The sequence below is a fragment of the Uliginosibacterium silvisoli genome (assembly GCF_036017035.1).
GTDB lineage: Bacteria > Pseudomonadota > Gammaproteobacteria > Burkholderiales > Rhodocyclaceae > Viridibacterium > Viridibacterium silvisoli.
Window position 1 is genome coordinate 1278114 of record NZ_JAYXHS010000001.1, and the last position, 24196, is coordinate 1302309.

Consider the following 24196-nt stretch of genomic DNA (forward strand, 5'->3'; position numbering starts at 1 on the left):
ATGCATGGAATTCCGCAGAACTGCACTCCCCGAACATGCTCATGGGTTTTCGCCTGCGCGCGCCGGATTGGCTGGCGAGCGGCTGCCGGCATCTGTCGAGCTGCGCTCACCAACAGGTCGAACACCTTGCAGACGCATTGGCCTGCTCATCGATTCGCTGATCGGCGGTGGTGCCGAGCGCGTCGTACTCAATCTGGCGGCGGCCTTCCATCAGTTGGGCCACCAGGTACATGTCATCGTCGTACGCAATGAGATCCAGCACACACTGCCAGCCGGTATTCCGGTGCACGTGTTGCAGCAGTCGGCGCACTCTTCGGGCAGCAAGTTCATCGACAAGCTGGTGCTGGCGTGGCGCATGCGCGCACTGGTCGCAAGCCTGGAGAAGGATGGCAAGCCATTCGACTTCTTCGTGTCGAGTGCGGAGGATTCCGATCGCCTGTCGGCCATGGCGGGCCTGACGAACGTCTACATCCGCTATCGCAACTCGATGGTCGAGTACCTGCATCACAAGATCGGCCACAAGACCGGGCTCAAGCGCTTGTGGCGCGAGTTCAAGTGGCGCGCGCATTTCCAGTCCGTGTATGGCGGTCGCGACATCATCACCGTGTCCGACGCGATGCATGACGACATCATCAATGGCGCCGGTGTGCAGCCACGCTCGCTGCGCACGATCTACAACCCTTTCGATTTCGACGCGATCCGGCGTGAGGCTGATGCCTATACGCCGGACATGGCGGAGCCTTACGTGGTCTATGTCGCGCGTTTCAATAGTCGCAAGCGACAGGATTTGCTGCTGGACGCGTACGCGCGCAGCGCGGCACGCACGACGCACAAGCTGGTGCTGATCGGCGATGCCTATACGGCGTCGGAGCGTGACTGGCTGGACAAGATGAAGCTGCGGATCGCGAAGCTCGGTCTCGAACACCGCGTGGTGTTGCCGGGCTTCCAGACCAACCCTTATCCGTGGATCCGCAATGCAGCCCTGTTTGCCATGTCATCCGACAGCGAGGGGCTGCCCACCGTGCTGATCGAATCGCTGATTCTCGGCACCCCCGTCGTGAGTACGGACTGCCCGACGGGGCCAAGCGAAATCCTTACGGGGCCGCTGGCGCGCTTCCTGTGCCCGCGCGACAACGCCGAAGCCCTGACGAGCCTGATCGATCAGGCCTTGCTGCACTATCCGGCCATCTCCGAGGCGCAGCTGAGTCGCTTCAGCGCACGCCACTCGGCGCAGCAATACCTGGCCTGGTGCGTGGCACGCAAGGCCGGGGCAGGACAAACAGTATTGAGACGATCGGGCTGGTGGAGCGCCTGAGCAGCTAGGCCGCTGCGCTGACCAGCTCGGGCTTGAGGATGTTGACGACGACTTGCGGGGCTATGCCGATCAAATAGCCACGCTTGCCGCCGTTGATGTAGATCTTCGGTAGTTCGAGGATGCTACTTTCCATGTACACAGGCATGGCCTTGCGGGTACCGAACGGACTGGTGCCGCCGACCATGTAGCCGGAGTGCCGGTTGGCCGTGTCGGGCGAGCAGGGCGTGATGGTCTTGACGCTGATATGGCGCGCGAGATTCTTGGTCGACACCTCGCGATCGCCATGCATCAACACGATCAGCGGCCGCTTGTTCTCGTCTTCCATGATCAGCGTCTTGATCACGGCGTGCTCGTCCACGCCCAGCTCGCGACTGCTGACGGCTGTGCCGCCCTTTTCCTCGTAGTCGTAGAGGTGATCGCTGAAGTCGGCCTTGTGTTGGCGTAACAGGCGGACGGCGGCGGTAACGGGTGTCTTGTCGGCCATGCTCAACCTACTTCCTGCATCTGTCGGCTGTGCCATTTGCGCAGGCACAGCATCGCGAAGCTGGCCCCGAGCAGTGCCATCAGCATGTCGGATTGCGTGTCCCAGGGGTCACCCTGCGTGCCGAGGAATTCATCCGCGCCCTGGCCGAGTGCCACGGCGGCGCCCCACTCGATGAGTTCGTAACAGGCGCTGATGGCCATCGCCACGCACACCGCGAGGAAGGCCGTCATGCGCCGCGCCTTGCTGAGGCGCATATAGCCGCCGCGCAGCAGCACTTCACAGCTGAGCAGCGCAGGTGTCAGGCCCTGCATGAAATGGCCGATCTTGTCGTAGGGGTTGCGCGACAGCGACAGGGCATGCTCGATCCAGAAGCCGAGCGGCACGCGCGCATAGCTCCATGCGCCGCCGGCAATCAATACGCCGGCATGCACGAAGATCGCCCAGTACAACAGTGGCGTCAGCGGGAAGCGGCGGCGCGTTGCGATCAGCAGCGGCAGTGCGATGATCACCGGCGCGACTTCGAGCCCCCAGGTGGTGCGGTCGAAGGGTGCCAGCCCCGAGAGGACCAGGGCCAGCACGATGATGCCCGCCAGCGTGGCGGCGAGACGATCGCTCACTTCACACTCACTTCAGATCCAGCAGCTCCACTTCGAACACCAGCGTGGCGTTCGGCGGGATCACGCCACCTGCGCCGCGCGAGCCATAGCCCATGTCCGGCGGAATGGTCAGCTTGCGCGTGCCGCCGATCTTCATGCCTTGTACGCCTTCGTCCCAGCCGCTGATGACCTGGCGATAGCCGAGGGCGAAGGTGAAGGGGTCGTTGCGATCCTTGCTGGAGTCGAACTTGGTGCCGTTGGTCAACCAGCCCGTGTAATGCACGACCACGCGGTCGCCTAAGGCAGCTTCAGCGCCGTCACCCACGACCAGATCTTCGATGATGAGGCCACTTTCGATGACCTCGAGCAGCTCCACTTCGAAGACCAGCGTCGCATTCGGCGGGATGTCATCGCCTGCGCCACGTTCGCCATAGCCGAGTTCTGGCGGAATGGTCAGCTTGCGCGCGCCGCCGACCTTCATGCCCTGCACGCCTTCGTCCCAGCCGCCAATGACCTGACGACGGCCGAGGGAGAAGGTGAAGGGATCGTTACGGTCCTTGCTGGAGTCGAACTTGGTGCCGTCGGTGAGCCAGCCGGTGTAATGCACGACAGTGCGGTCACCCGCCTTGGCGACGGTGCCATCGCCAACGACAAGCTCTTCGATGACGAGGCCGGTCGGCGTGGTGACAGGGGTGGATGCGGACATGAGGGGCTCCTTGAATGAATGGGCGGCAGGATAGCGCATCGCAACATGGGGCGCACTGCCGGATCGCCTGCGAGGGCTCTCAGAACAGGCACCAAGCTGATGAAAACAATGGGAAAACGCCAAATTTACAATTGGGCCTATGCATTCGCCGTATTATCGTTTTTGAAGTAATCGACAAATTTTGTGGCAGGCGCAATTGATCTTGCCCGCAAGCGGTCTATACCACCACTGTTGTAAAGACAGTCATTCGTTTCGCCTCTCGGCCGGATGAGCCACCCGCGCAGGCTGTTGTTGCAGCTGGCGAGCAGGGCGCAGCGAGGCCGTCACAGAAAGGTTTACATCATGCGTTCACGCGTTTTGCTGCTGCTCCTGTCCGGGCTGCTCGGCTGTTTCATGCAGATTGCCAGCGCCGCGGCGGTTCCGCTCAAAGGCTGGGTTCTGGAGAGCAGCGACTATCCCAACCATCAGGGCTTGTTGCAGTTTTTCAGCGAGCTCAAGCAATCCAGCAAAGGGCGCTATGAAGGCACGGTGCTGTGGCGTCAGGACATCGGTGCGCAGAAAGACATCTTGCCCAAGTTCAAGAAGGGCGAGCTCGATTTCGCCATCCTCAGCAATGTAGCGCTGACCGAAGCGGTGCCGGAGATGGAGGTCCTGTCGCTGCCCTTCCTGTTCCGCGATACGGGCCACATGCTGGCCGTGCTTGATGGCGACATCGGCAAGTCGCTGGAAACGAAGCTGGCCGCGCGCGGCTTCATCGTGCTGGGCTGGTACAACGGCGGCTCGCGTTCCTTCTACTCACGGGCCAAGCCCCCCCACTACTCCACCGAGTTCGAGAAGCTACGTATCCGCGTCGCCAATCGCGAGACGATGATTTCGATGGTCAAGGCCCTGCGCGCCGAACCTTCCACGCTGGCCTACGACAAGGTTGGCGATGCCTTGAAAAAGGGCGAGCTGGACATGGCGGAGAACGACCTCCTGTCGTACGAAATCTCCGAGCATTACAAGTTCGCGCCGTACTACATCTTCAGCCACCATAACGTCCTGCCTGAAGCACTCGTGGTATCCACCCAGCGCTGGGCCGCACTCAATGCGGCTGATCGCGAACTGGTGCGCGCTGCCGCGCAGGATTCTGCAAGCTATATGCGCAAGCAACGCGCGGATCTCGAAGCCAAGGTCAAGGCGCGCCTCGAGAAAAGCGGCGTGAAGTTCTCTGCGTTGAAGGGTTCGGAGAACTTCGTGGCGCGCATGAAAGACATCTATGCGCCAGCGCTCAAAACTCCGGAGTCGACCGATCTGATGTTCCGTATCATGTCGAATCAGTAACGATTCCCATGAGCCCGTGAACACACACAGCAAGCCGGATATCGAAGTCCTCTCGGTGCTGCCGCAAGGCACTGCGCGCAAGACGCCGTTACTCTTCGTGCATGGGGCCTACGCGGGCGCGTGGTTGTGGCAGGAGTACTACCTGCCCTTTTTTGCAGAGCGTGGCTGGGCCGCACATGCGCTGTCGCTGTCGGGGCATGGCGGCAGCCGTGGTCGCGAATATCTGGATGCGTTGTCGATCGAGAACTACGTCGACGATGTGCGTGAGGTGGCATCGACGCTGCCTGTGCGGCCGGTGCTTATCGGCCATTCGATGGGCGGCATGGTCGTGCAGAAATTCCTTGAGCACGAAGATCTGCCCGGCGCAGTGTTGATGGCGGCAGTGCCACCGCGTGGCCTGATGAGCGCTTCACTCGGCTTGTTGATGCAGAAGCCGAAACTCATCTTCGAACTCAACAACATCATGGGTGGCGGGTCGCCGCATCTCGATACCCTGCGCGACGCCTTGTTCCATGGGCCGGTCACACAGCAACGCCTGCTGGAGATCATGGCGCGCTGCCAGCCCGAATCCATGCGCGCCATCTGGGACATGACGCTCTTCGATTTACCGCGCACGGCACGCATGCGGCGCCCGCCGATGCTGGTGCTCGGCGCCGAGCATGACCGTCTGATTCCCGTCAGTGAAGTGCAACACACGGCAAGCGTGTATGGCCTCGAAGCAGAAATTTTCGCCGACATGGGTCACGGCATGATGCTGGAAGACAACTGGCAAGGGCCCGCCGAGCGCATCGCGCAGTGGCTTGAGACTCAGGGCTTCTGAGTCGCCGGCAGGCCTTTCCCTTGCAGGTGCGTGGTTGGCGCCGCATGGCGCTGCATTTGCCTGATCAGGGCCGCCGAAAACATGACGAGCAGGACTTCCGTCGCGTCCGGCGTGCGATCCGCGAGCCAGGTCTGTGCCCACTCCATGGCGAACGCCCATACCGACAAGGCGAGGGTTACGCCGACAAGGCGAGCGCCTTGTTGGGTGAGGAACCACAGGATGCCCGTGTACTGGAACAGGGACAGGAACAGGCTATCCATGTTCGTGAGCATGTTGCCCCCCAGGCGTGCTGCGAAGGGAATCCATTGCATGGCTACCTGCTCCTCGCGAAGCTGTAGCGGAAAAATCTCATTGCAGGTGAACGCAGCCAACAGCAGCAAGGCGAGTACGAGATGCCTGTTGTTCTCGTGCATGCGCTGTGTAAGGCGGGTCAGCAACGCGCCACAGGGAATCGCCAGGAAAGTCGCCCAGTGCCAGGCATGGGTTGCCACCAGAAGCTTGCCAAGCAGTGTGGCGCCAACGAGCATCGCAAGATTACGCCAGAGGCGATCCTCTCTTGATGCAATCAGCATTAGTTCGGCGCACGTCGCAAGCCCGCATGAAAGTGCGAATGCGCGGGCCACAACCACATCTTCGGGATGCAGCAGTGGTTTAAGCGCGTCTTTCAGGCGTTGCACGTCCAGCGACGGGACGAAGGGGGCAAGCTCAGAGCCTAGCCAGAGCGCCAGTATTGTCAATGCGATTGCGCGCGAAGCATTGTGCGTGACACGTGGCATTGCCCGTTGCCATCGGCGCAAGAGATATGCGCCCGCTACGCCTGACATCCAGCCAGCGCTGTTCCAGACCACATCCGACAGCAATGGGTCACGGCCTGCAAAGTAGTACTGCCCCACCTGTATGGCGTAGGCATAGAAAACAATGAGAGCCGTCAGTGCTGCAACGACACTCAAGCGTAATTTACCGTCGATCAGTCGAGCGCTGAGTCCGATGGGAATGAAGAGGACGACGTTGCCGATGACGTCTGCAAACGACGTCCAGACAAGCTTTTCGCGTAGTAATGCCAGCCATGGATCGGGAGGGGCCAGTGCGGTAGCGTAATCGAACGGGTAGAACGATCCGTAAGCGATCGCTATGACGAGGATCAGCGGTAGCCAGCCGCGGCGTAGCCACTGGGTCACGGCGTTTCGAGCGCGTGGAGGCTACGATGGGAATTGCGCATGGCCGACGTTGAAGCGTGCGTGGTTACACGTGGTTCAACGCACGCCTTCGACGACCCGTACCTGGTCTACGAAGTAACGCGTGTCGCCAAAGCAGCTTGTCGGCAGGCCGATGCGCTGATCGTAGTGAACCGTCACCCGTTTCCCCATCTCGGCGTTGATTTGCGCTGCAACGGCTTCGTCATGCACGGTGAAGTGGAATATCTCCGCGAGCTGACCTGGCAGATTGACCAGGGCGAGATCGCCCTCCCAGGTCTTGCAGATCCAGCCTTTGCGAGAGAACTTCTGGACGTAGCCCGCACGCTCGCCATCCGAGTAACTCCAGTTCAGCACGATGGCGAAATATGCGGCCACGAGCAGCGCGAGGATGAGGGCGCCGATGATGATCGGCAGTGCTTTGCCGCGTTGCCGTGAAGCCCGGCTGATGGTTTGCGATGGCGTCTGGCTATGCATGTTGGCCTCTGTGGCGAGATATCTGTTGGGCGCAGTGTAACTGCGAATGCGTGCAACATCGTGACAGCAGGGCAGGGCTGTTGTCAGCGTTCCGGCAGCCCGCGGCGATACTGCACGGCCTCGGCGATCTGTGCGCGGCCGATGACTTCCTGGCCGGCAAGGTCGGCGATCGTGCGCGCTACCTTGAGCGTACGGTGGTAAGCGCGTGCCGACAGGCCGAGCTTGTCGATGGCTTGTCTGAGCAATTGTTTCGCTCCGTCGTCGGCCACGCAGTTCTCCTCTATGCCTTCGGCATCGAGGTGAGCGTTGAGTTTGCCTTGCCGCGCCAGCTGGCGTTCATGGGCCGCGATGACGCGGGCGCGCACCACGTCGCTCGACTCGCCTCCGGGCGCCGCTTGTAGCGCGGCTGCGTCGACGGTGGCGACCTCCAGCGTCAGGTCGATGCGATCGAGCAGCGGGCCGGAGAGTTTTCCGCGATAGCGCGCAATCTGGTCTGGTGTGCAGCGGCAGAGCTTCTGCGGTGGCACAGAGCCCTGTCTGCCGCAGGGGCAAGGATTCATGGCAGCCACGAACTGGAAGCGCGCGGGGAAATCCACGCGCTGTGCGGCGCGCGAGATGGTGACGCGTCCTGTTTCCAGTGGTTCGCGCAGCGCTTCGAGTACACGGCGCTCGAACTCCGGGAGTTCGTCCAGAAAAAGCACACCGTGGTGCGCCAGCGAAATCTCGCCGGGCCGCGGGTTCATGCCACCGCCTACGAGGGCGGCCGTGCTTGCCGAGTGATGGGGCGAGCGGAAGGGGCGCACGCGCCAGCGAGCGGGGTCGAAGCGATTCTCGAGCGATTGCAGGGCGGCTGCTTCAAGCGCGTCCATTTCGGACAGGCCTGGCAAAAGGCCCGGCAAGCGGCTGGCCAGCATGGATTTGCCTGTTCCCGGGGGACCATACAGCAATAAAGAATGTAGTCCGGCGGCGGCGACTTCGAGCATGCGCTTGGCCTGTTGCTGACCTTTTACATCGGCCAGGTCCGGGTAGCTCGGCTCATGCATCAGCGGCTCGCCGATGTAGGGCTGGATCAGCGAGTGGCCGTTGAAATGCGCTGCGACCTCCAGCAGGGTGCGTGCCGGCAGGACCTGCACGTCCTTTACCAATGCGGCTTCGGCCGCGTTCTCGACTGGCAGGATCAGCGTGCGGCCAGCGCGTGCTGCGCACCAGGCCATGGCCAAGGCTCCACGGACCGGGCGCAGCTCGCCGTTGAGCGACAGTTCGCCGGCCATCTCATATTGATCGAGCTCGGCCGTGCGGATCTGTCCGCTGGCGGCGAGGATGCCCAAGGCGATAGGCAGGTCGAAGCGGCCGCTCTCCTTGGGGAGGTCAGCCGGGGCCAGATTGACCGTGATGCGTTTATTGGGGAAGTCGAACTGGCTGGTGGCCAGCGCTGCACGGACACGGTCACGCGCTTCCTTTACCTCTGTATCGGGCAAGCCGACCAGCGAGACGCCGGGCAGCCCGTTGCCGAGATGGACTTCGACCGTGACTTGCGGGGCGTCCATGCCGGCCAGGGCGCGGCTCTTGATCAGGGCGAGTGACATGCGCCGCAGTCTAGCAGCGCACCACAATGCGCCCGCCCGGTTCGCCCTTCAGGGCGAGGGGGCGGACTGACAGGGGTTTCAGGCCTTGCGCGCTTCCAGTTCGGCAACGCGTGCTTCGAGCTGGGCAAGGCGTTCGCGGGTACGCGTGAGTACCTCGCGCTGCACTTCGAACTCCTCGCGGGTGACCAGATCGAGGCGCGAAAAGACGCCTGCAAAGACTGCCTTGGCATTCTTTTCGATGTCCTTGGCCGGGCTGCTGGCCAGCATTTCGGAGAACTTTGCGCCCAGTTCGTCGAGCATTTTCGTGTTGATCATCTTGTACATCCTCTCGTTCGCTAGGGGTAGAAATCGCGTCAATCCAATTTAGCACAGCATGGTGCATGCCCTTCTGCGCGTGCCCTGCGTTGATGCACCACAAACGTGCGGCGTCATGGTGCGCAGCGCATTACTGATGCACCATCTTCGCCCCGGTCTGGGTGAAACCCTTGTCGGACGGGGTCTGGCGCGGTGCCACAATCTTTGGCACGAATCCCGCTTAGAGGCCCTTGCCTTTTTTGTTTCCCAATCCGAGGAGCCCACAACATGCGTTTGTCCCTGATCGCCGCAGTCCTGCTGTCCGTACTCAACATCGCTCCGGCCTTGGCCGAAGATGCACCGTCGCCCCTGACTGGCAACATCACGCTGACCAGCGAGTACCTGTATCGCGGTATCGCCCAATCGAACAACCGTCCTGCCTTGCAAGGCGGTTTCGACTATGCCCTGCCACTGGGTTTCTACATCGGCAACTGGAACTCCAGCATTTCCTGGATCGGTGACGCCGGCCTTGGCGCCAGTGCCAGCCTGGAAATGGACTTCTACGGTGGTTACAAGAAGAGCTTCGGCGACTTCACGTTCGACGTCGGCGCTCTGTACTACTACTACCCGGGCAACTACACGGCAGCCTGGAAGGATGTCTATGACAACCCCAGCACGCTCGAAGGTTACGTCTCGGTTGGCTACAAGTGGGTCTCCCTGAAGTACTCGTACGCCTTCCAGAACCTGTTCGGCCAGTACAACACCAAGGGTTCGGGCTACGGCGAAGCTAACGCCACGGTCGATGTCGGCGGCGGCTTCAGCGTTGTCGGCCACGCTGGTTACCAGCAAGTCAAGAACACCTACAACGGTGCTTACGCTGACTACCGCCTCGGCGTGACCAAGGATGTGGGCTTCGGCGTGGTGGGTCTGACCTACTCGACGACGACCGCGCATAACGGCTACTACTACAACACCGTCAATGATGCGACCGGCGGCGACCGCGTGGTCCTGAACTTCACCAAGACCTTCTAAACCAGTAACGAGGCGCGGCTCCATTCCGGGGCTGCGTCAAAAAAGGAGCTGCCATGAAATTTGTGACTGCAATCATCAAACCCTTCAAGCTCGATGAAGTGCGCGAAGCGCTCTCAGCCATCGGCGTTCAAGGGGTTACCGTAACCGAGGTCAAAGGCTTTGGTCGTCAAAAAGGCCATACCGAGCTGTATCGCGGCGCGGAGTACGTGGTGGACTTCCTGCCCAAGGTGAAGATCGAAGTGGCGATCGCTGATGACCTGCTCGACCAGGTTATCGAAGCCATCGAGAAGGCTGCCAACACCGGTAAGATCGGCGACGGCAAGATTTTCGTATTCGATCTGCAACAAGCCATCCGCATTCGTACCGGTGAAACCGGCTCGGACGCACTGTAATCAATCAGGGAGTTCATAAAATGAAAAAACTCTTCGCCATTGTGCTGACAGCCTGTGCTGTCACGCTGTCTGGCGGTGTCTTCGCCCAGGACGCGAGTGCGCCCGCCGCGGTAGCTGCTGATGCTGCGGCACCGGCTGCGCCTGCTGCTGCACCTGCTGCGACACCTGCCGCTGCTGAAGCAGCCGCACCCGCTGCCGCTGCACCCGTCCCGAACAAGGGCGATACGGCCTGGATGCTGACCAGCACCGCACTCGTGCTGCTGATGTCGGTGCCCGCGCTGGCACTTTTCTACGGCGGTCTGGTTCGCACCAAGAACATGCTGTCCGTGCTGATGCAGGTTTTCGTCGTCTTCTCGTTGATCGTCGTGCTGTGGTGTGTGTATGGCTATTCGCTGGCCTTCACCGAGGGCAACTCGATCATAGGGGGCTTCGACCGGTTGTTCCTCACTGGCTTGTTCAACGCGGCAGATGGCTCCTTCTCCATGGGCGCTACCTTCAGCAAGGGCACGCCAATGTATGAGCTGGTGTTTGCAGCCTTCCAGGCAACCTTTGCAGGTATCACCTGCTGCCTGATCCTCGGCTCCATCGTTGAACGCGTGAAGTTCTCCGCCGTGCTGCTGTTCATGGTCATCTGGTTCACCTTCAGCTACCTGCCTGTCGCGCACATGGTCTGGTTCTGGATGGGTCCTGATGCCTACACCAGCCCTGCCGTGATCGACGCAATGAACGCCAAGGCAGGTCTGCTCTGGCAGTGGGGCGCGCTGGACTTCGCTGGCGGTACCGTGGTTCACATCAACGCCGGTGTTGCCGGTCTGGTGGGTGCCTATGTGCTCGGCAAGCGTATTGGTTTCGGCAAGGAATCGATGGCTCCGCACAGCCTGACGATGACCATGATCGGCGCCTCCATGCTGTGGTTCGGCTGGTTCGGTTTCAACGCAGGTTCCGCACTCGAAGCCAACGGCTCCGCAGCGCTGGCCTTCATGAACACCTTCCTGGCAACCGCTTGCGCCGTGCTGACCTGGACCTTCACTGAGTGGATGATCAAGGGCAAGCCTTCGCTGCTGGGTGCCGCTTCCGGCGCTGTGGCTGGTCTGGTTGCGATTACGCCTGCTGCAGGTAACGTCGGTATCGGCGGCGCCTTCATCATCGGCGCGCTGGTTGGCCCGCTGTGCGTGTGGGGCGTCAATGGCCTGAAGAAGATGCTCGGTGCAGACGATTCGCTCGACGTGTTCGGCGTGCATGCCCTGGGCGGTATCTTCGGCGCACTGGCAACCGGCGTTTTCAACTCGCCAAGCCTCGGCGGCCCAGGCTTCTACAACAACTGGGTTGAAATGAAGCCAGGCTACGGTTCGATCATCGACCAGGTCCTGATCCAGGCGAAGGCTGTGGGCCTGACGGTTGTGTGGACCACGGTCGTGGCCTACGTCGCCTTCAAGCTGGTCGACATGTTCGTCGGTCTGCGTGTTCCGGAAGATGAAGAACGCGAAGGTCTGGACATCTCCAGCCACGGTGAGTCCGCTTACCACTACTGAGTCCGTCTTTAGTTCCGCCTCCGGGCGGACCTATTCCGGGGCGCCCTGCGGGGCGCCCTTTTTCATGGGTGTGTTGTCATGTGGCGTTCGCGCGGGATAATCAGGCCTTCGCTTCGCCAGCCGCGCTTGTGCGCATTCACCACATGTCTTCCAGCCCCTCCGTTCCGTCCGACGACTATCTCGTCCGTATTCTCAACGCCCAGGTCTATGACGTCGCCGTCGAGACCGCGCTCGATTTCGCCGCCAATCTCTCCGGCCGCATCGGCAACCGCATCTACCTGAAGCGTGAAGATACGCAGCCGGTGTTCTCCTTCAAGCTGCGCGGTGCCTACAACAAGATGGCCAAGCTCAGCGCCGAGCAACTCGCGCGTGGCGTCATCTGCGCCTCGGCGGGCAACCATGCGCAAGGCGTCGCCCTGTCGGCGCAGAAAATGGGCGTGCGTGCCGTCATCGTCATGCCGACGACGACGCCCGACATCAAGGTGCATGCCGTGCGCGCATGTGGTGGCGAAGCCGTGCTGTTCGGCGAGTCCTACGACGAGGCCTACGCCCACGCCCTGGAGCTCGAGGCAAAGCAAGGGCTCACCTTCGTCCACCCCTACGACGACCCGGATGTCATCGCCGGGCAGGGCACCATCGGCATGGAGATCCTGCGTCAGCACGAAGCGCCGATCGACGCCGTGTTCTGCTGTGTTGGCGGCGGCGGACTACTCGCTGGCGTGGCGGCCTATATCCGCAAGGTGCGCCCCGGCGTGAAGCTCATCGGTGTCGAAGCGATCGATGCGAACGCCATGGCACAGTCACTCGCCAAAGGCGAGCGCGTGCGCTTGCCGCATGTCGGCCTGTTCGCCGATGGCGCCGCCGTGAAGTACGTGGGCGAGGAGACCTTCCGCCTGTGCCAGAAGTATGTCGACGAAATCATCTGCGTCGACAACGATGCCATCTGCGCCGCCATCAAGGACGTGTTCGAAGACACGCGCTCCATCCTTGAGCCCGCTGGTGCGCTGGCGCTGGCCGGCGCGAAAGCATGGGCTGCGCGCGAGGGCGTGCAGGGCAAGACGCTGATCGCCGTGGCCAGCGGCGCCAATATGAATTTCGATCGCCTGCGTTTTGTTGCCGAACGTGCCGAAACGGGTGAGCAACGTGAAGCCGTGCTGGCCGTCAGCATCCCCGAGCAACCGGGCAGCTTCAAGCGCTTCTGCTCGCAACTGGGTGGTCGCAACATCACCGAGTTCAACTACCGCTTTGCAGACGAGAAGCAGGCGCACATCTTTGTCGGCGTCGCCATCCGCCAGCGGGCAGATGCGACCTTGCTGGTCGAACAACTGGCTGCACAGGGCCTGCCTGCGCTTGACTTGACCGACGATGAAATGGCCAAGTCGCACATCCGCTACATGGTGGGCGGGCGCGCGCCGACAGCCGACAACGAACAGATCTACCGCTTCATGTTCCCGGAACGTCCCGGCGCGCTGCTCAAGTTCCTCGAGAACCTGCATTCCAACTGGAACATCAGCCTGTTCCACTACCGCAATCATGGTTCCGATTTCGGCCGCGTGCTGGTCGGCATGCAGGTGCCGCCGGAAGAGCGCTGCGAGTTCGAAAGCTTCCTGCAGCGCGTCGGTTACGACTGCGTCGAAGAAACCAATAACCCGGCCTATCGACTATTCCTGGGTTAGGACTTGCTCCGCTGGCGCGACGGCTGGTGGAGTGACGGCGGCGCGGCCCTCTGCATGCAACATCCACGCGTCAAGCCCGCCCAGCAGCGGGCGTACGCGCTTGAAACCCAGCTCGCGCAACTGGCGCGCAGCGTGGGCGGCTGAGGCCTCGTTGGGACAGGCGCAATAGAAAACGACCTCATGGTCGTGTGGGATCGCGGCGAGCACATTCTTCACTTCGCCGAGCTCGACTTCGAGCGCCCCGGGGATGCGGCGTGGATCGGCCTGGCGCGAGGTCGCCGAGCGCACATCGACGATGATGGGCGCCCTGCCGTTGCTGACCATGTCGTACAGCTCATCGACCGCGATGCGATGCGTACGTACGAAGCGCAGCAGGCGCTGCCGCTCGATCCAGCGCCATGCGATATACAAGGCCAGCAATGCGGCGACCACCAGGATGGCCACGCTGCCGATGCTGGCCAGCGCATTCAGGAAAGCATCCACCTGGCGATGTAGCAGCATGCCGGCGCCGATGGCCGTGCCTGCCCACAGCAAGGTGCCCAGTGCATCGAAGAACAGGAAGCGCGCCGCGCCGATACCCGTGGCACCCGCCAGCGGCGACGACAGGGCCGACAGGCCCGGCACGAAGCGCGCGACCAGCAAGGAGGCAACGCCCCAGCGGGCGAAGGTGTTCTCCGTGCGACGCACGCAGGCATCCGGCGAAATGGTGATGCGACACATCAGGCCAAGAATGCGCAGGCCATATCTGCGCCCCGCCAGATACCACGCGAAATTGGCGATGCTGGAGCCGAGTACGGCCAGCATGAGTACCGTGCTGGCCGAGAGTGAGCCGTCCATCGACAGCGCACCTGCCACCATCAAGGTCGGGACTGCGGGAATGGGCGCACCGAGCTGCTCGACGAGTACCTGCAGGAAGACAAGCAGCGGGCCATGCTGGTTGAAGAGTTCGAGGATGTGCTGCAAGGGGATTCTCCGGAGGCGCTCAGCAGTGAGCATACCGCGCGCAGTGTGACCAGACGCGCATCGTCCGGAAATGATGCGGGCAGGGATGGCTACCCCTGCCCGCACATTCACAGCTCAGGCGCCGAAACCACCATCGACCGTCAGGCTGGCGCCGGTGATGTAGCCTGCTTCGGGGCCGGCGAGGTAAGCCACGAACGAAGCGATCTCTTCGGTCTTGCCGTAGCGGGGCAGAGCCATGAAGCCCTTGATCGTCGCGGCGAAATCACCCGCGTCGGGATTCATGTCGGTATCGACCGGACCTGGTTGCACGTTGTTGACCGTGATGCCACGCGGGCCGAGGTCACGGGCGAGGCCCTTGGTCAGGCCGACGATCGCCGACTTGCTCATGGCATATACGCCGCCACCGGCGAAAGGCATGCGGTCAGCGTTGGTGCTGCCGATGTTGATCACGCGACCACCGTCCTGCATGTGCTTCGCGGCCTCCTGCGTGGCGACGAAGACGCTGCGCACATTCACCGCCAGGGTGCGGTCGAAGTCTTCGAGCTTGAACTCATCGAGTGGCGCGATGGCCAGCACGCCGGCATTGTTGACCAGCACATCGATGCGGCCGAATTTCTCTGCAGCACGATTGATCGCGGCGCGCACCGCGACCGGGTCGGCGCTGTCCGCCTGGATGCCCAGCGCGCGACCGCCGCTGACTTCGATGTCGCTGGCGAGCTGTTGCGCTTTCTCGGGTGAGCTGACGTAGGTGAAGGCGACTGCAGCGCCCTCGGCTGCCAGTCGGCGCACGATCGCAGCGCCGATGCCGCGTGAGCCGCCCTGCACGAAAGCGACCTTGCCGTTGAGGGAGTTGCCGGTGTTTTGCGTGGTGTTCGACATGATGATTCTCCATTTGCCCGCAGTCCGGAATGGCCTGCTGATGGAGTGCAGTATCCGCAGCGGACTATGTCGCGACTAGCCACGAATACCTATAATCAGTTGATACAAACGGTTTGAAATGGCGAGGCGGCTCGAAATGGAAACACTCAACAGCATCGAATGTTTCGTGCGCAGTGCGGAGGCCGGCAGCTTCTCGGAAGCCGCGCGGCGCCTCGGCCTCACGTCGGCGGCGGTCGGCAAGAACGTGGCCAAGCTGGAGGCGAATGTCGGCGTGCGCCTGTTCCAGCGCAGTACCCGCAGCCTGCGCCTCACCGAGGCGGGCGAGCGTTTCCTGCGCGAAGTGGGCAGCGGGCTGGCGACGATCCAGGGCGCCGTGGCGAATCTCGCCAGCGCTGATGGCCTGCCGAGCGGCACGCTCAAGGTCAGCATGGGCACCGTGTTCGGACGCGACTACGTGATGCCCACGCTGGGCGCATTCGTCGCGCGCTATCCCGGCATCTCACCCGACTGGCATTTCGACAATCGCCAGGTCGACCTCATCGGCGAAGGCTTCGACGCAGCCATCGGTGGCGGCTTCGATCTGCCGCCGGGACTCGTCGCACGCGAGCTGACGCCGGCGCATCGCGTGCTCGTTGCGTCTGCAGACTACCTAGCGCAGCAGGCGCCAATTCGCGACCCCGCTGATCTCGCGCGCTGCGACGGCATTCTCATCCGCTCACCGCAGACCGGTCGCGTGCGCCCCTGGACGCTGCGCAACAAGAGCAACGCGCAAGCCGGCATCGCCCTGCGTCAGCGCATGACCATGAGCGATCCGGATGCCTCGTGCCGCGCCGCAGAGATGGGCCTCGGCATCGCCCTCGTCAGCATGCTGCACGCCTTGCCCTACCTCGAGGGCGAGCGCCTCGTGCGCGTGCTGCCGGACTGGTATGTCGACGCCGGCCATCTGTCGATCTACTTCGCGGCGCAGAAACTGCTGCCTGCGAAGACACGTGCATTCGTGGACTTCATCGTCGAGGAGTTCCGTCGGCAGAAATATGCGAGGCGCTTCTCTGCCGTCTGATGGCGCGGGTGATTGCCGATTTACGGTTGTTTTGGTGGTTTTATTGGCTGAGCGCGGGCTGCGTCAGGCTTGTATCGTGGAATCGTGGCGGCTTTGATAGACCTGCATCAAGAGAGTCGACCACCTGATCTGAGACGATGCGGGTCTGGTTCAATGACTGGAGTACCCGATGAGTTCGCGCGCGCAACATGTTGAAGCTACCGCAACGGTGGATTTCGTAGCGGTGGATGGCGAGCAGCAAATCGCTGCACGCATCAGCGACGAAGCCCTGTGTCACTGCTTCGCCGGTTTCTATGGGCTGGAAGATCCGCTGGTAGGCGCTTATCTGAAGAACGCCCGTGTCATCGACAGCGTCGTCGTCCGCAAGGCCCGCCAGGGCTACCCGCAGCCCATCCAGCTCGAGACTGCAGACTTTGCCGAGGCCGCCGCGGCCTGATACCTGCAAACAAAAAGGAGGCCGTGGCCTCCTTTTCTGATTCATCGCCTTGCTCAGCGTCCCTGGCGCATCAGATCGACGCGGCGGTTGGCGGCCCAGCACTTTTCTGCGTGGCAGGTTTCGCGTGGCTTTTCACTGCCCAGGCTCACCGCCTCGAGCTGCGCTTCCGGTACGCCCAGCAACTCCAGTTGCTTCTTCACGGCCTCCGCGCGTTTCTGGCCCAGCGCAAGGTTGTACTCCGAGCTGCCGCGTTCGTCGGCATTGCCTTCCAGCTTGATCGGTGCCGCGTTGCGGCCTTTCACTGTGGCTGAAACCTGCTGCAGCATGTCCAGGTACTCCGCCTTCACTGCAAACTGGTTGTAGTCGAAGTAGACGCTCTTGCCGACCGGCGTTTCAACAATGCGCCCCTGGCTGTCTGTATCAGCACCGGCGCTGGCGGCAGGGGGCCGTGCCGCCATGCCACGCGATGCATCCGTCACGCCAATGCCATTCCCGGTCCCGAGGCCTGTGCCCGATGCGGGGCCTGAGCCGGCACCGGGTTGATTGCGGTTCTCTACGGGGGCTGCCGGTCCGGTGGACGAGCAGGCACTCAGCAGTACAGTGGCCGCAACGCAGATGGCAAGGGGAGACAATGATTTCATGAAGGTATCCATGGCAAAAACACGACAAAAAATAGAAGACATCAGGCTGAAAAGACAGTCGCGCAGGGGACAAGTTCAACCGCGGTCCCTGCAGTGAACAGGCGCTGATCTGCCCATATTATCTGCCCTCAGCATGCAGACTTGGGTGATGGCAGGTCTGTGCGTTGTCGAACCAAGACGGCGCGCAGCAGATGAGCTGCCTGAGCCGGGTCGTCCGCATCCGTCGCCATCAACACCGTGAGTGTATTGCCGTTCTCCTGCGCGGCGACGGCTTCCACTTTCAAGGCCGGGGGCAGCGACCACGCGTCGCTCACGCGACCATCCGTGTTTACCACGCCGATGATTGCACCGGTGCACACACCATCGGCATAGCTGTTATCCGTGTTTTCCGCCACAGCGCTGAACAGCCAGCTGCCATCCATCAATGCCGTGCCGTCGGTGAAACACAAGGGCACCTCGCCGATGCGGCCCAGATCGTGGCGCCGCATGCGCAGGCAAGCTGGCGCAGCCTCCCCAGCTCCTCCAGCCGCCAGCCAGCGCATCACATCCTGCAGGGCGAAGGCGATGCTCGCATTCGGCGATTGCACGTTCGTGCTGCCGCGTTGCAGGAGTAGCAGCTCGTCACCGCATACGAATGCGCCCTCGATATTGAGATCGCTGTAGTGCTCGCGCAGCGGCTCGTACAGCGGCGCGAGATCGATGTGCATGATGCCGCTCGCGCGGCCGGTGTCCTGCCCGAGCACCTCGACAGGTATCAGCCAGCCCGTCTGGCGGTTGGGCCGCGAACCGGAACCCAGTGCCAATAACGCACCGGCGGGCCACGCCGCAGACGGCGGCAGGGTCAGCAGCGATTCTGTATCGGGCTTGAGTCGCTTGCGAGCGGATACGTCCGGCGGCAGATCATCCTCCAGCATGCGCAGCAGTCGCCCCGGTGCGGTACCGGCGACATCGAAAATGCCGATGTGATGCTCGTCGTCGGCCACCACGATGACCTGGCCGTCGCGCCACACCATGCCGCTTGCAGCGCTCAGATGCGCCACGCCGCGCGGGTGGCTGGCGGCATCTACCTGCAGGAGGCGCAGGTGCTCGACCGCGAGTGCCTGCAGCGGGAAGGCCGGAGTGAGTGGTGTTTCGTGATGCACCGGCTGCTCCCGTTGCGTAGAGGTGGCTACATCATGACAAGGCCACCTGCTTCCCGCCAGCCATTTGCAGAGCGTGTCGTGTCAAGACGGGAAGGGCTCGATATGTACCTCGCCACGCCGGCCGAAGTAAGCCACATGCCGTCCGGCAATCCACACGATGTAGCCGATGCAGCCCGCAGCCATCGAACGCTGCAGGAATTCCGGATACTTCACCTCGCCGCGTTGTGCGCCACGGATAACTGCCTGCAGGGCCGCTGCATCGAATGCCGACGGGATGCTCACCTCCGGCACCTGCAGCGCCAGCGTGTGCGTGCCGCCATCGGGCATGTAGTAGGTGGTTGCGGGCAAGCGATAGTCCGCGTGATAGGACTCCGCACCGAGCGCTACCAGCCGGCCGACGATCTCGCCGAAACTTGCGGTGCCGGCATACGAATCCTCCGCACACCGGGTCATGACCTGTGCTGCTGTCGTGCTGACGGGCTTGCCTGTGCTGTCGTGCATGTCTTTGCTCCTGTTCATGGATGGCCGTACCTACTCGACCGGAATTTCCTTCAGGCCGTGCTGGCGGACGATGTCCTGCATCGTTGCGATGAGCCGTTGCTGTTGCGCCGGCGTGAGATGGCCGAAGAAGGCCGCATCGTTTTCGTCTGCCTCCTGCGCCAGCGTGGGTACGAGCGCGCGGCCTGCCGTTGTCAGCACGAGAGACTGGGCGCGCCGATCCGTCGTGTCCGCAGCACGCTCGATCAGTCCCTTCGCTTCGAGGCGCGTGACGATCTTCGATACGGCGCCCTTGGTCATTCCCAGCGCATCCATCAAGGCACTGGCCGAGGTTCCGTTCGCCGTGAACAGCTGGCGCAGGGCGACCCATTCGGAGACCGACACGCCGTGCGCCTCGACCCGCCTGCGGAACTGGCCGGACACGTGGTTCGACACGAAACGCAGCCAGAAACCGATATGTGTTTCCAGATCGCTGATGTGGGTGCTGTGGCGTATGCTCGGGGTGGATGCGGGCTTCTTGCGGGAACTCATCAGGGGGCTCGGCGTATCGCGGGTACGTGGATTATGGTTTCCATGGAAACCAAAAGCAAGGCGGCGCAGGAATCACTCGACAGGTCAGGCATGCGGCTTGCCGCCTGACGCAGCGCCCGGAGCGGGGCGCGGGCGGTGGGAGCAGGTCAGGGTGGCGTCATTCGAATAGCGGGCTAGAACAATGGATAACAGCAATAACCCGATCGATCCGGAGCTTTTCAAACTGATGGTCGAGCAGACCAAGGACTATGGCCTGTTCATGCTCGATCCGCTGGGGCACGTGGTCACCTGGAACCTCGGCGCGCAACTCATCAAAGGCTATTTTCCCGACGAGATTATCGGCAGTCACTTTTCCCGCTTCTACACGCGCGAGGCGATCGATCGCGGCTGGCCGCAGTACGAACTGAAGGTTGCCGCTGCCGAGGGGCGCTTCGAGGACGAAGGCTGGCGCTTGCGCAAGGACGGCTCACGCTTCTGGGCCAGTGTCGTCATCACTGCCTTGCGTGGCGGGAATGGCGAACTGCTCGGCTTCTCGAAGATCACGCGCGACCTCACCGAGCGCAAGATGAACGAGGAGGCCTTGCGCCAGAGCGAGGAGCGTTTCCGCCTGCTCATCGAAGGGGTGACCGACTATGCCATCTACATGCTGAGTGAAGAAGGCATCATCACCAGCTGGAATACGGGCGCCGAGCGCATCAAGGGCTATGCTCGCGAGGAGATTCTCGGTAAGCATTTCTCGCGCTTCTACCGGCAGGAAGACATCGACGCTGGCAAGCCCTGGCACGAGTTGCAGACGGCGAAGCAGGTCGGTCGCGCGGAGGAGGAAGGCTGGCGGCTGCGGAAGAACGGCGAGGCCTTCTGGGCGCGTGTGGTCGTCAGCGCGTTGTACGACGGCGAAGGGCGTTCGCGTGGCTTTGCCAAAGTGACGCAGGACCTGACCGAGCGTCGCCACATGCAGGATCTCGAGAAGGCCGCGCAGAACATCCACGAATTCATCGCCACGCTTGCACACGAGTTGCGCAATCCGCTGGCTCCTATCCGCGCCGCAGCGCAGACCCTGCAATGGTTGCCGGAGGGCGACCCGCGGCTGGCGCCCATGATAGACATGCTCGATCGTCAGAGCCGGCACATGACGCACATCATCGACGACCTCATCGACGTCACGCGCATCGGCCGCGGCATGCTCTCGGTCGAGCACACCTTCGTCGACATTGCCGACATCGTTCGTCAATCGCTGGAGGCTACGGCGACAGCCATCGAGGAGCGCGAGCACACGGTCGAAATCGATACCGCAGTGGAGCCCGTCTTCGTCAGCGGCGACCACCATCGCCTCAACCAGCTGGTCACCAACCTGCTGAGCAATGCGGCGCGCTACACCGCGCACGGTGGCCGCATTTCGATCAGCGGGCGCGCCGAAGGCGGCAACGCCATCATCGAGGTGCGCGACACGGGCAAAGGCATCGAGGCGGACATGATGGGGCGCATTTTCGACATGTTCGTGCAGGGACGCGGTTCGCTCGAGAGCGCCGAACGCGGCCTGGGCATCGGCCTGGCGCTGGCCCGCAAGATTGCCGAGTTGCACGGCGGGGCGCTGGAGGTGTTCAGCGACGGCAAGGGCAAGGGCTCCACCTTCACCTTGCGCCTGCCGCGAGCCGAATACGTGCAGGCCAGCGCCGTCAGTGCCTCACCGGAGGCGGCCGGGCGCCCCGTCCAGCCGCGGCGGCGGGTGTTGATCGTCGATGACAACGCGGATGCCGCAGAGTCCCTGCACCACTTGTTGCAGACGCTCGGCCATGAGACCTACGTCGCCAGCAGCGGTGCCGTGGCGCTGGAGATGGTGGCGCACTATCGCCCCGAGATTGTCTTGCTCGACATCGGCATGCCCGGCATGGATGGTTATGAAACGGCGCGCCGCCTGCGTCAGTTGAATGCGGGCACGCCCACGCAGCTGCGCATTGTCGCCATCTCCGGCTGGGGGCAGGAGCCCGATCGCGCCAAGTCGAGAGAAGCGGGGCTCGATCTGCACCTGCTCAAGCCGGTGGAGTTGCCGCAGCTGATTGCGGCGTTGGCAGAGCCCGATCGCGCTGAAGGTTGAGCGGGGCGGCTGCCATTCCCCGGGATAATCCTGTCATGACTCCATCCGCACGCCGTACCCCCGAGCAGGTCGCACAGGCTTTTCTCACGCCGCGTCGATTCACGCGCAATACCGCCGCCTTCCTGCCCGACGCACAGGTCTTCGTTGCCGAAGGTCCGGTCGGCAAGGTGGTCGGGCGCATGCAGGGTGAAGGCCCCTGCGTGGTGCTGCTGCATGGCTGGGAGTTTGCGGCGAGTGATCTTGCGGGCTTCGTGCCGCCGTTGCTGGCGGCCGGCTTCAGCGTGCTGGCGCTCGACCTGCCTGCGCATGGCGCCTCGGAAGGCGAGCGTGTCTCCATCCCGCTTGCGGCGCAAGCCCTGCTCGACGTGCAATGCGCGCTCGATGCCGGTGGCAGGCACGGCACCACGCATAATTTCCATGCTGCCATCGGCCACTCGCTCGGCGCGGCAGTCATCGTGCATGCAATGGCGTCGGGTTTGCGCGTCGACCGCGTGGTCCTGCTGGCGGCGCCCGCGCACGCAGTCGATTACGCACGCGATTACTGCGCGCGCGATGGCCTCGATGCGCACGAAACCGAGTTGATGCTCGACCTGATGCATGGCCGTTTCGGCGTGGATGTGCGGGCCATCTCGATGCCGGCGCAAGCGGCCAGCCTGACGCAGCCGGCCTTGTTCATCCACTCCGACGATGACCGTGTCGTGCCGCTGGCGGGTAGCCAGCAAGCCGCGCGCGCCTGGCGCGGCGCGCTGCATGTCACGGTTGAAGGTCTCGGCCATGCACGCCTGTTGCGCGACGCTGCCGTCATCGAGCACGTCGCGCGTTTCGTGGGAAAACCACCCGGCACTCAGGGCTAACCCGCGCTCCACCCCGTCGTGCGCCGTTCCGCTTTTCTGCAAGATTTTGCGTACGTGGCGTACGTCACAGGCATGTTGCGATTGCCACAAAGGGTGTCAAGTTCTGGGCTATAGACCCGTTAAGGAGCGAACAGGGCAGCGGGGGGTATCGTGCGTAGAGCGTTGGAGGAGAGCCTGATCGTAGCTATCGTCGGCTTCGGCCTCGGTGCGCTCGTTTTCCGGCTGACCGGGCAGGTCTGGATGGCTCTGCCCGTTTGCGCCATTGGCGCCACCTTGCCGCTTTGCTGGCTGCGTCGTCGCGATGATTCCAATCTGCGTGAGGCAGGTCGCCGCGCGGCCGCCGAACGTGACCAGCACGAGGCCACGCAGCAATTCATCCAGCGCCTGCTCGATGTCGTGCCGATGCCCATCTACGTCAAGGACGCTGACAGCCGCATCATCATCGTCAATCGCGCCCAGGCAGACCAATGGGGGCAACCGCGCGAAGCCGTGATCGGTACGCACTCCTTTGCGCAGGCGCCCGACGCGGCGCGCACGCGTGTGAGCCTCGCCGAAGACAAGCAGGTCCTCGACGGGGAGCGCATCTACAAGGAAGAGCACTCGGCCGACGGTCCCTTCGGCCAGGAGCAGTACCGCGTGATTTCCAAGGCGCGTTGTGAAGACTCCGATGGCAGCTACGTCATCGTCTGTGCCCGCTTCGATATCACCAAATGGCGTCAGGCCGAGCGCGAGATACACCAGGCGCTCGAACGGGAAGTGCTGCTGCGCCAGCGCAACCAGGAGTTCATCCAGCGCGTCATCGACGTCATTCCCGACCCCTTCTACATCAAGGACCGTAACGGCCGGCTGGTCATGGTCAACGAAGTCTTCGCCGCCGAGCGCGGGCGCACGCCCGAATCCATGCTCGGCATGCAGTCCACCGCCGTGGCGCTGTCGCCGGAGCTGAGCCTTGCCACTGCCAGCGAAGACGCGGCCGTGCTGCGTGGAGAGATCATCGACAAGGAGCAGCACTACATCGTGCCGCGTACCGGTGAAGAGCGCTTCCGCCTCGTCTCCAAGCGGCCATGCGTCGACATGGATGGCCAGCCCGTCATCGTCGTCGCGCATATCAACATCACACGCTGGAAGATCGCCGAGCGCAAGCTGGCACGCATGGCGCATGAGGATGAACTCACCGGCCTGCCCAACCGGCGTCGCTTCTTCGGCGAAGCCGAGCGCATGATCAGCGCGGCCACGCGACACAGCAAGCCGCTGTCGCTGATCATCTTCGATCTCGACTACTTCAAGCTCATCAACGACGAGCATGGCCACGTCATTGGTGACCAGGTCCTGCGTGAAGTCGCCAACCGTCTGCTGGAACAGCTTCGCAACGAAGACCTGCCGTGTCGCTGGGGCGGGGAAGAGTTCCTCATCCTCATGCCGATGACCGATCTGTCGATGGCCATGCCACTCGCCGAGCGCCTGCGCGAAGCCTTTGCCAGCGCGCCCATCGTCGTCAGCAATCTTTCGCTGGCGGTGACTGTCAGTGGCGGCGTCGCGCAGAAGCGCGACGACGAATCCCTCAACGAATGCCTGGCTCGCGCCGACAAGGCGCTCTACGCCGCCAAGAACGGCGGCCGCAACCAGTTCCTTTCCGCCTGAGCGGGCGCCGCATGTCTGCGCAGGGCGTGC

The 24196-nt window shown here is 62.8% G+C and carries 25 protein-coding genes and 1 pseudogene; 12 read left to right on the top strand and 14 right to left on the bottom strand.

The genetic code is table 11. From position 1 onward, the window contains the following. The first annotated feature begins 4 nt into the window (after positions 1-4). A complete protein-coding gene (locus VVD49_RS05905) occupies positions 5-1315 on the top strand; it encodes a glycosyltransferase (RefSeq protein WP_327598208.1) in 1311 nt (436 codons plus the stop codon). Positions 1316-1319: 4 nt separating this feature from the next. On the opposite strand, the gene ybaK is transcribed toward VVD49_RS05905, so the two are convergent. The 4 genes and pseudogenes from ybaK to VVD49_RS05925 form a co-directional block, all read right to left on the bottom strand. After that, positions 1320-1799, bottom strand: a complete 480-nt coding sequence (ybaK, locus tag VVD49_RS05910; RefSeq protein ID WP_327598209.1) for a Cys-tRNA(Pro) deacylase — start codon at positions 1797-1799, stop codon at positions 1320-1322. 2 nt (positions 1800-1801) lie between these two features. After that, entirely contained in the window at positions 1802-2416 is a 615-nt protein-coding gene (locus VVD49_RS05915) for a DUF2238 domain-containing protein (protein WP_327598210.1), read from the bottom strand. Between the two features lie 7 nt (positions 2417-2423). Continuing rightward, positions 2424-2765, bottom strand: a complete 342-nt coding sequence (locus tag VVD49_RS05920) for an FKBP-type peptidyl-prolyl cis-trans isomerase (protein WP_327598946.1) — start codon at positions 2763-2765, stop codon at positions 2424-2426. Beyond that, positions 2751-3101: pseudogene (locus VVD49_RS05925) on the bottom strand (FKBP-type peptidyl-prolyl cis-trans isomerase); the annotation flags it as partial. The gene VVD49_RS05920 and the pseudogene VVD49_RS05925, both read right to left, overlap by 15 nt. Before the next feature lie 342 nt (positions 3102-3443). Between VVD49_RS05925 and dctP the strand changes: the two are divergent. Together dctP and VVD49_RS05935 are read left to right on the top strand one after the other, a co-directional pair. Further along, positions 3444-4424 carry a TRAP transporter substrate-binding protein DctP gene (dctP, locus tag VVD49_RS05930; RefSeq protein WP_327598211.1) on the top strand — a complete coding sequence of 327 codons (981 nt, stop codon included), beginning with the start codon at positions 3444-3446 and terminating at the stop codon, positions 4422-4424. A 16-nt stretch (positions 4425-4440) separates the two neighbouring features. Then, positions 4441-5244, top strand: coding sequence for an alpha/beta hydrolase (locus VVD49_RS05935; protein WP_327598212.1), 804 nt, complete (start codon positions 4441-4443; stop codon positions 5242-5244). Here the strand turns inward: VVD49_RS05935 and VVD49_RS05940 are convergent. From VVD49_RS05940 to VVD49_RS05955, 4 genes are all read right to left on the bottom strand, one after another. Then, positions 5232-6422 carry a VanZ family protein gene (locus tag VVD49_RS05940; RefSeq protein WP_327598213.1) on the bottom strand — a complete coding sequence of 397 codons (1191 nt, stop codon included), beginning with the start codon at positions 6420-6422 and terminating at the stop codon, positions 5232-5234. The two genes, VVD49_RS05935 and VVD49_RS05940, sit on opposite strands and share 13 nt — an antisense overlap. Positions 6423-6497: 75 nt before the next feature. Then, positions 6498-6914, bottom strand: a complete 417-nt coding sequence (locus tag VVD49_RS05945) for a hypothetical protein (protein WP_327598214.1) — start codon at positions 6912-6914, stop codon at positions 6498-6500. Between the two features lie 83 nt (positions 6915-6997). Next, positions 6998-8500: a YifB family Mg chelatase-like AAA ATPase gene (locus VVD49_RS05950; protein WP_327598215.1), complete on the bottom strand. Its 1503-nt coding sequence runs from the start codon at positions 8498-8500 to the stop codon at positions 6998-7000. A gap of 78 nt (positions 8501-8578) precedes the next feature. Then, on the bottom strand, positions 8579-8815 hold the full coding sequence (locus VVD49_RS05955; protein WP_327598216.1) for an accessory factor UbiK family protein: 237 nt from the start codon (positions 8813-8815) through the stop codon (positions 8579-8581). A 267-nt stretch (positions 8816-9082) separates the two neighbouring features. Between VVD49_RS05955 and VVD49_RS05960 the strand changes: the two genes are divergently transcribed. From VVD49_RS05960 to ilvA, 4 genes are all read left to right on the top strand, one after another. Then, positions 9083-9826: a TorF family putative porin gene (locus VVD49_RS05960; protein ID WP_327598217.1), complete on the top strand. Its 744-nt coding sequence runs from the start codon at positions 9083-9085 to the stop codon at positions 9824-9826. A gap of 53 nt (positions 9827-9879) precedes the next feature. Continuing rightward, positions 9880-10218 (top strand): P-II family nitrogen regulator, encoded by a 339-nt coding sequence (glnK, locus tag VVD49_RS05965; protein WP_327598218.1) that lies wholly within the window; start codon positions 9880-9882, stop codon positions 10216-10218. Positions 10219-10238: 20 nt separating this feature from the next. Beyond that, positions 10239-11750 (top strand): ammonium transporter, encoded by a 1512-nt coding sequence (locus VVD49_RS05970; RefSeq protein WP_327598219.1) that lies wholly within the window; start codon positions 10239-10241, stop codon positions 11748-11750. Between the two features lie 143 nt (positions 11751-11893). Beyond that, positions 11894-13426 (top strand): threonine ammonia-lyase, biosynthetic, encoded by a 1533-nt coding sequence (gene ilvA, locus VVD49_RS05975; protein ID WP_327598220.1) that lies wholly within the window; start codon positions 11894-11896, stop codon positions 13424-13426. Here ilvA and VVD49_RS05980 read toward each other — a convergent pair. Then, the gene (locus tag VVD49_RS05980) at positions 13412-14389 is read right to left on the bottom strand and encodes a DedA family protein/thiosulfate sulfurtransferase GlpE (protein WP_327598221.1); all 978 of its coding nucleotides are present in this window, start codon (positions 14387-14389) and stop codon (positions 13412-13414) included. The genes ilvA and VVD49_RS05980 overlap by 15 nt on opposite strands. A 114-nt stretch (positions 14390-14503) precedes the next feature. Continuing rightward, positions 14504-15268: a 3-oxoacyl-ACP reductase family protein gene (locus VVD49_RS05985; protein ID WP_327598222.1), complete on the bottom strand. Its 765-nt coding sequence runs from the start codon at positions 15266-15268 to the stop codon at positions 14504-14506. A 136-nt stretch (positions 15269-15404) separates the two neighbouring features. Between VVD49_RS05985 and VVD49_RS05990 the strand changes: the two genes are divergently transcribed. Next, complete coding sequence (locus tag VVD49_RS05990; protein ID WP_327598223.1) at positions 15405-16328, top strand: LysR family transcriptional regulator; 924 nt, start codon at positions 15405-15407, stop codon at positions 16326-16328. 169 nt (positions 16329-16497) lie between these two features. Continuing rightward, a complete protein-coding gene (locus VVD49_RS05995; protein ID WP_327598224.1) occupies positions 16498-16764 on the top strand; it encodes a hypothetical protein in 267 nt (88 codons plus the stop codon). A 53-nt stretch (positions 16765-16817) separates the two neighbouring features. Here VVD49_RS05995 and VVD49_RS06000 read toward each other — a convergent pair whose 3' ends face one another. The 4 genes from VVD49_RS06000 to VVD49_RS06015 all read right to left on the bottom strand — a co-directional run bounded on the left by VVD49_RS06000 (position 16818) and on the right by VVD49_RS06015 (position 19576). Then, complete coding sequence (locus VVD49_RS06000; protein ID WP_327598225.1) at positions 16818-17405, bottom strand: OmpA family protein; 588 nt, start codon at positions 17403-17405, stop codon at positions 16818-16820. Positions 17406-17533: 128 nt separating this feature from the next. Then, on the bottom strand, positions 17534-18547 hold the full coding sequence (locus tag VVD49_RS06005) for a DUF6910 family protein (protein WP_327598226.1): 1014 nt from the start codon (positions 18545-18547) through the stop codon (positions 17534-17536). An 81-nt stretch (positions 18548-18628) separates the two neighbouring features. Continuing rightward, complete coding sequence (locus VVD49_RS06010; RefSeq protein ID WP_327598227.1) at positions 18629-19048, bottom strand: DUF1398 family protein; 420 nt, start codon at positions 19046-19048, stop codon at positions 18629-18631. A 30-nt stretch (positions 19049-19078) separates the two neighbouring features. Then, positions 19079-19576 (bottom strand): MarR family winged helix-turn-helix transcriptional regulator, encoded by a 498-nt coding sequence (locus VVD49_RS06015; RefSeq protein WP_327598228.1) that lies wholly within the window; start codon positions 19574-19576, stop codon positions 19079-19081. Between the two features lie 181 nt (positions 19577-19757). On the opposite strand from VVD49_RS06015, the gene VVD49_RS06020 reads away from it, so the two are divergent. From VVD49_RS06020 to VVD49_RS06030, 3 genes are all read left to right on the top strand, one after another. After that, positions 19758-21671 carry a PAS domain-containing hybrid sensor histidine kinase/response regulator gene (locus VVD49_RS06020; RefSeq protein ID WP_327598229.1) on the top strand — a complete coding sequence of 638 codons (1914 nt, stop codon included), beginning with the start codon at positions 19758-19760 and terminating at the stop codon, positions 21669-21671. Between the two features lie 35 nt (positions 21672-21706). Beyond that, positions 21707-22525 carry an alpha/beta hydrolase gene (locus VVD49_RS06025; RefSeq protein ID WP_327598230.1) on the top strand — a complete coding sequence of 273 codons (819 nt, stop codon included), beginning with the start codon at positions 21707-21709 and terminating at the stop codon, positions 22523-22525. A gap of 150 nt (positions 22526-22675) precedes the next feature. After that, positions 22676-24166 carry a sensor domain-containing diguanylate cyclase gene (locus VVD49_RS06030; protein ID WP_327598231.1) on the top strand — a complete coding sequence of 497 codons (1491 nt, stop codon included), beginning with the start codon at positions 22676-22678 and terminating at the stop codon, positions 24164-24166. Positions 24167-24196 lie beyond the last annotated feature (30 nt).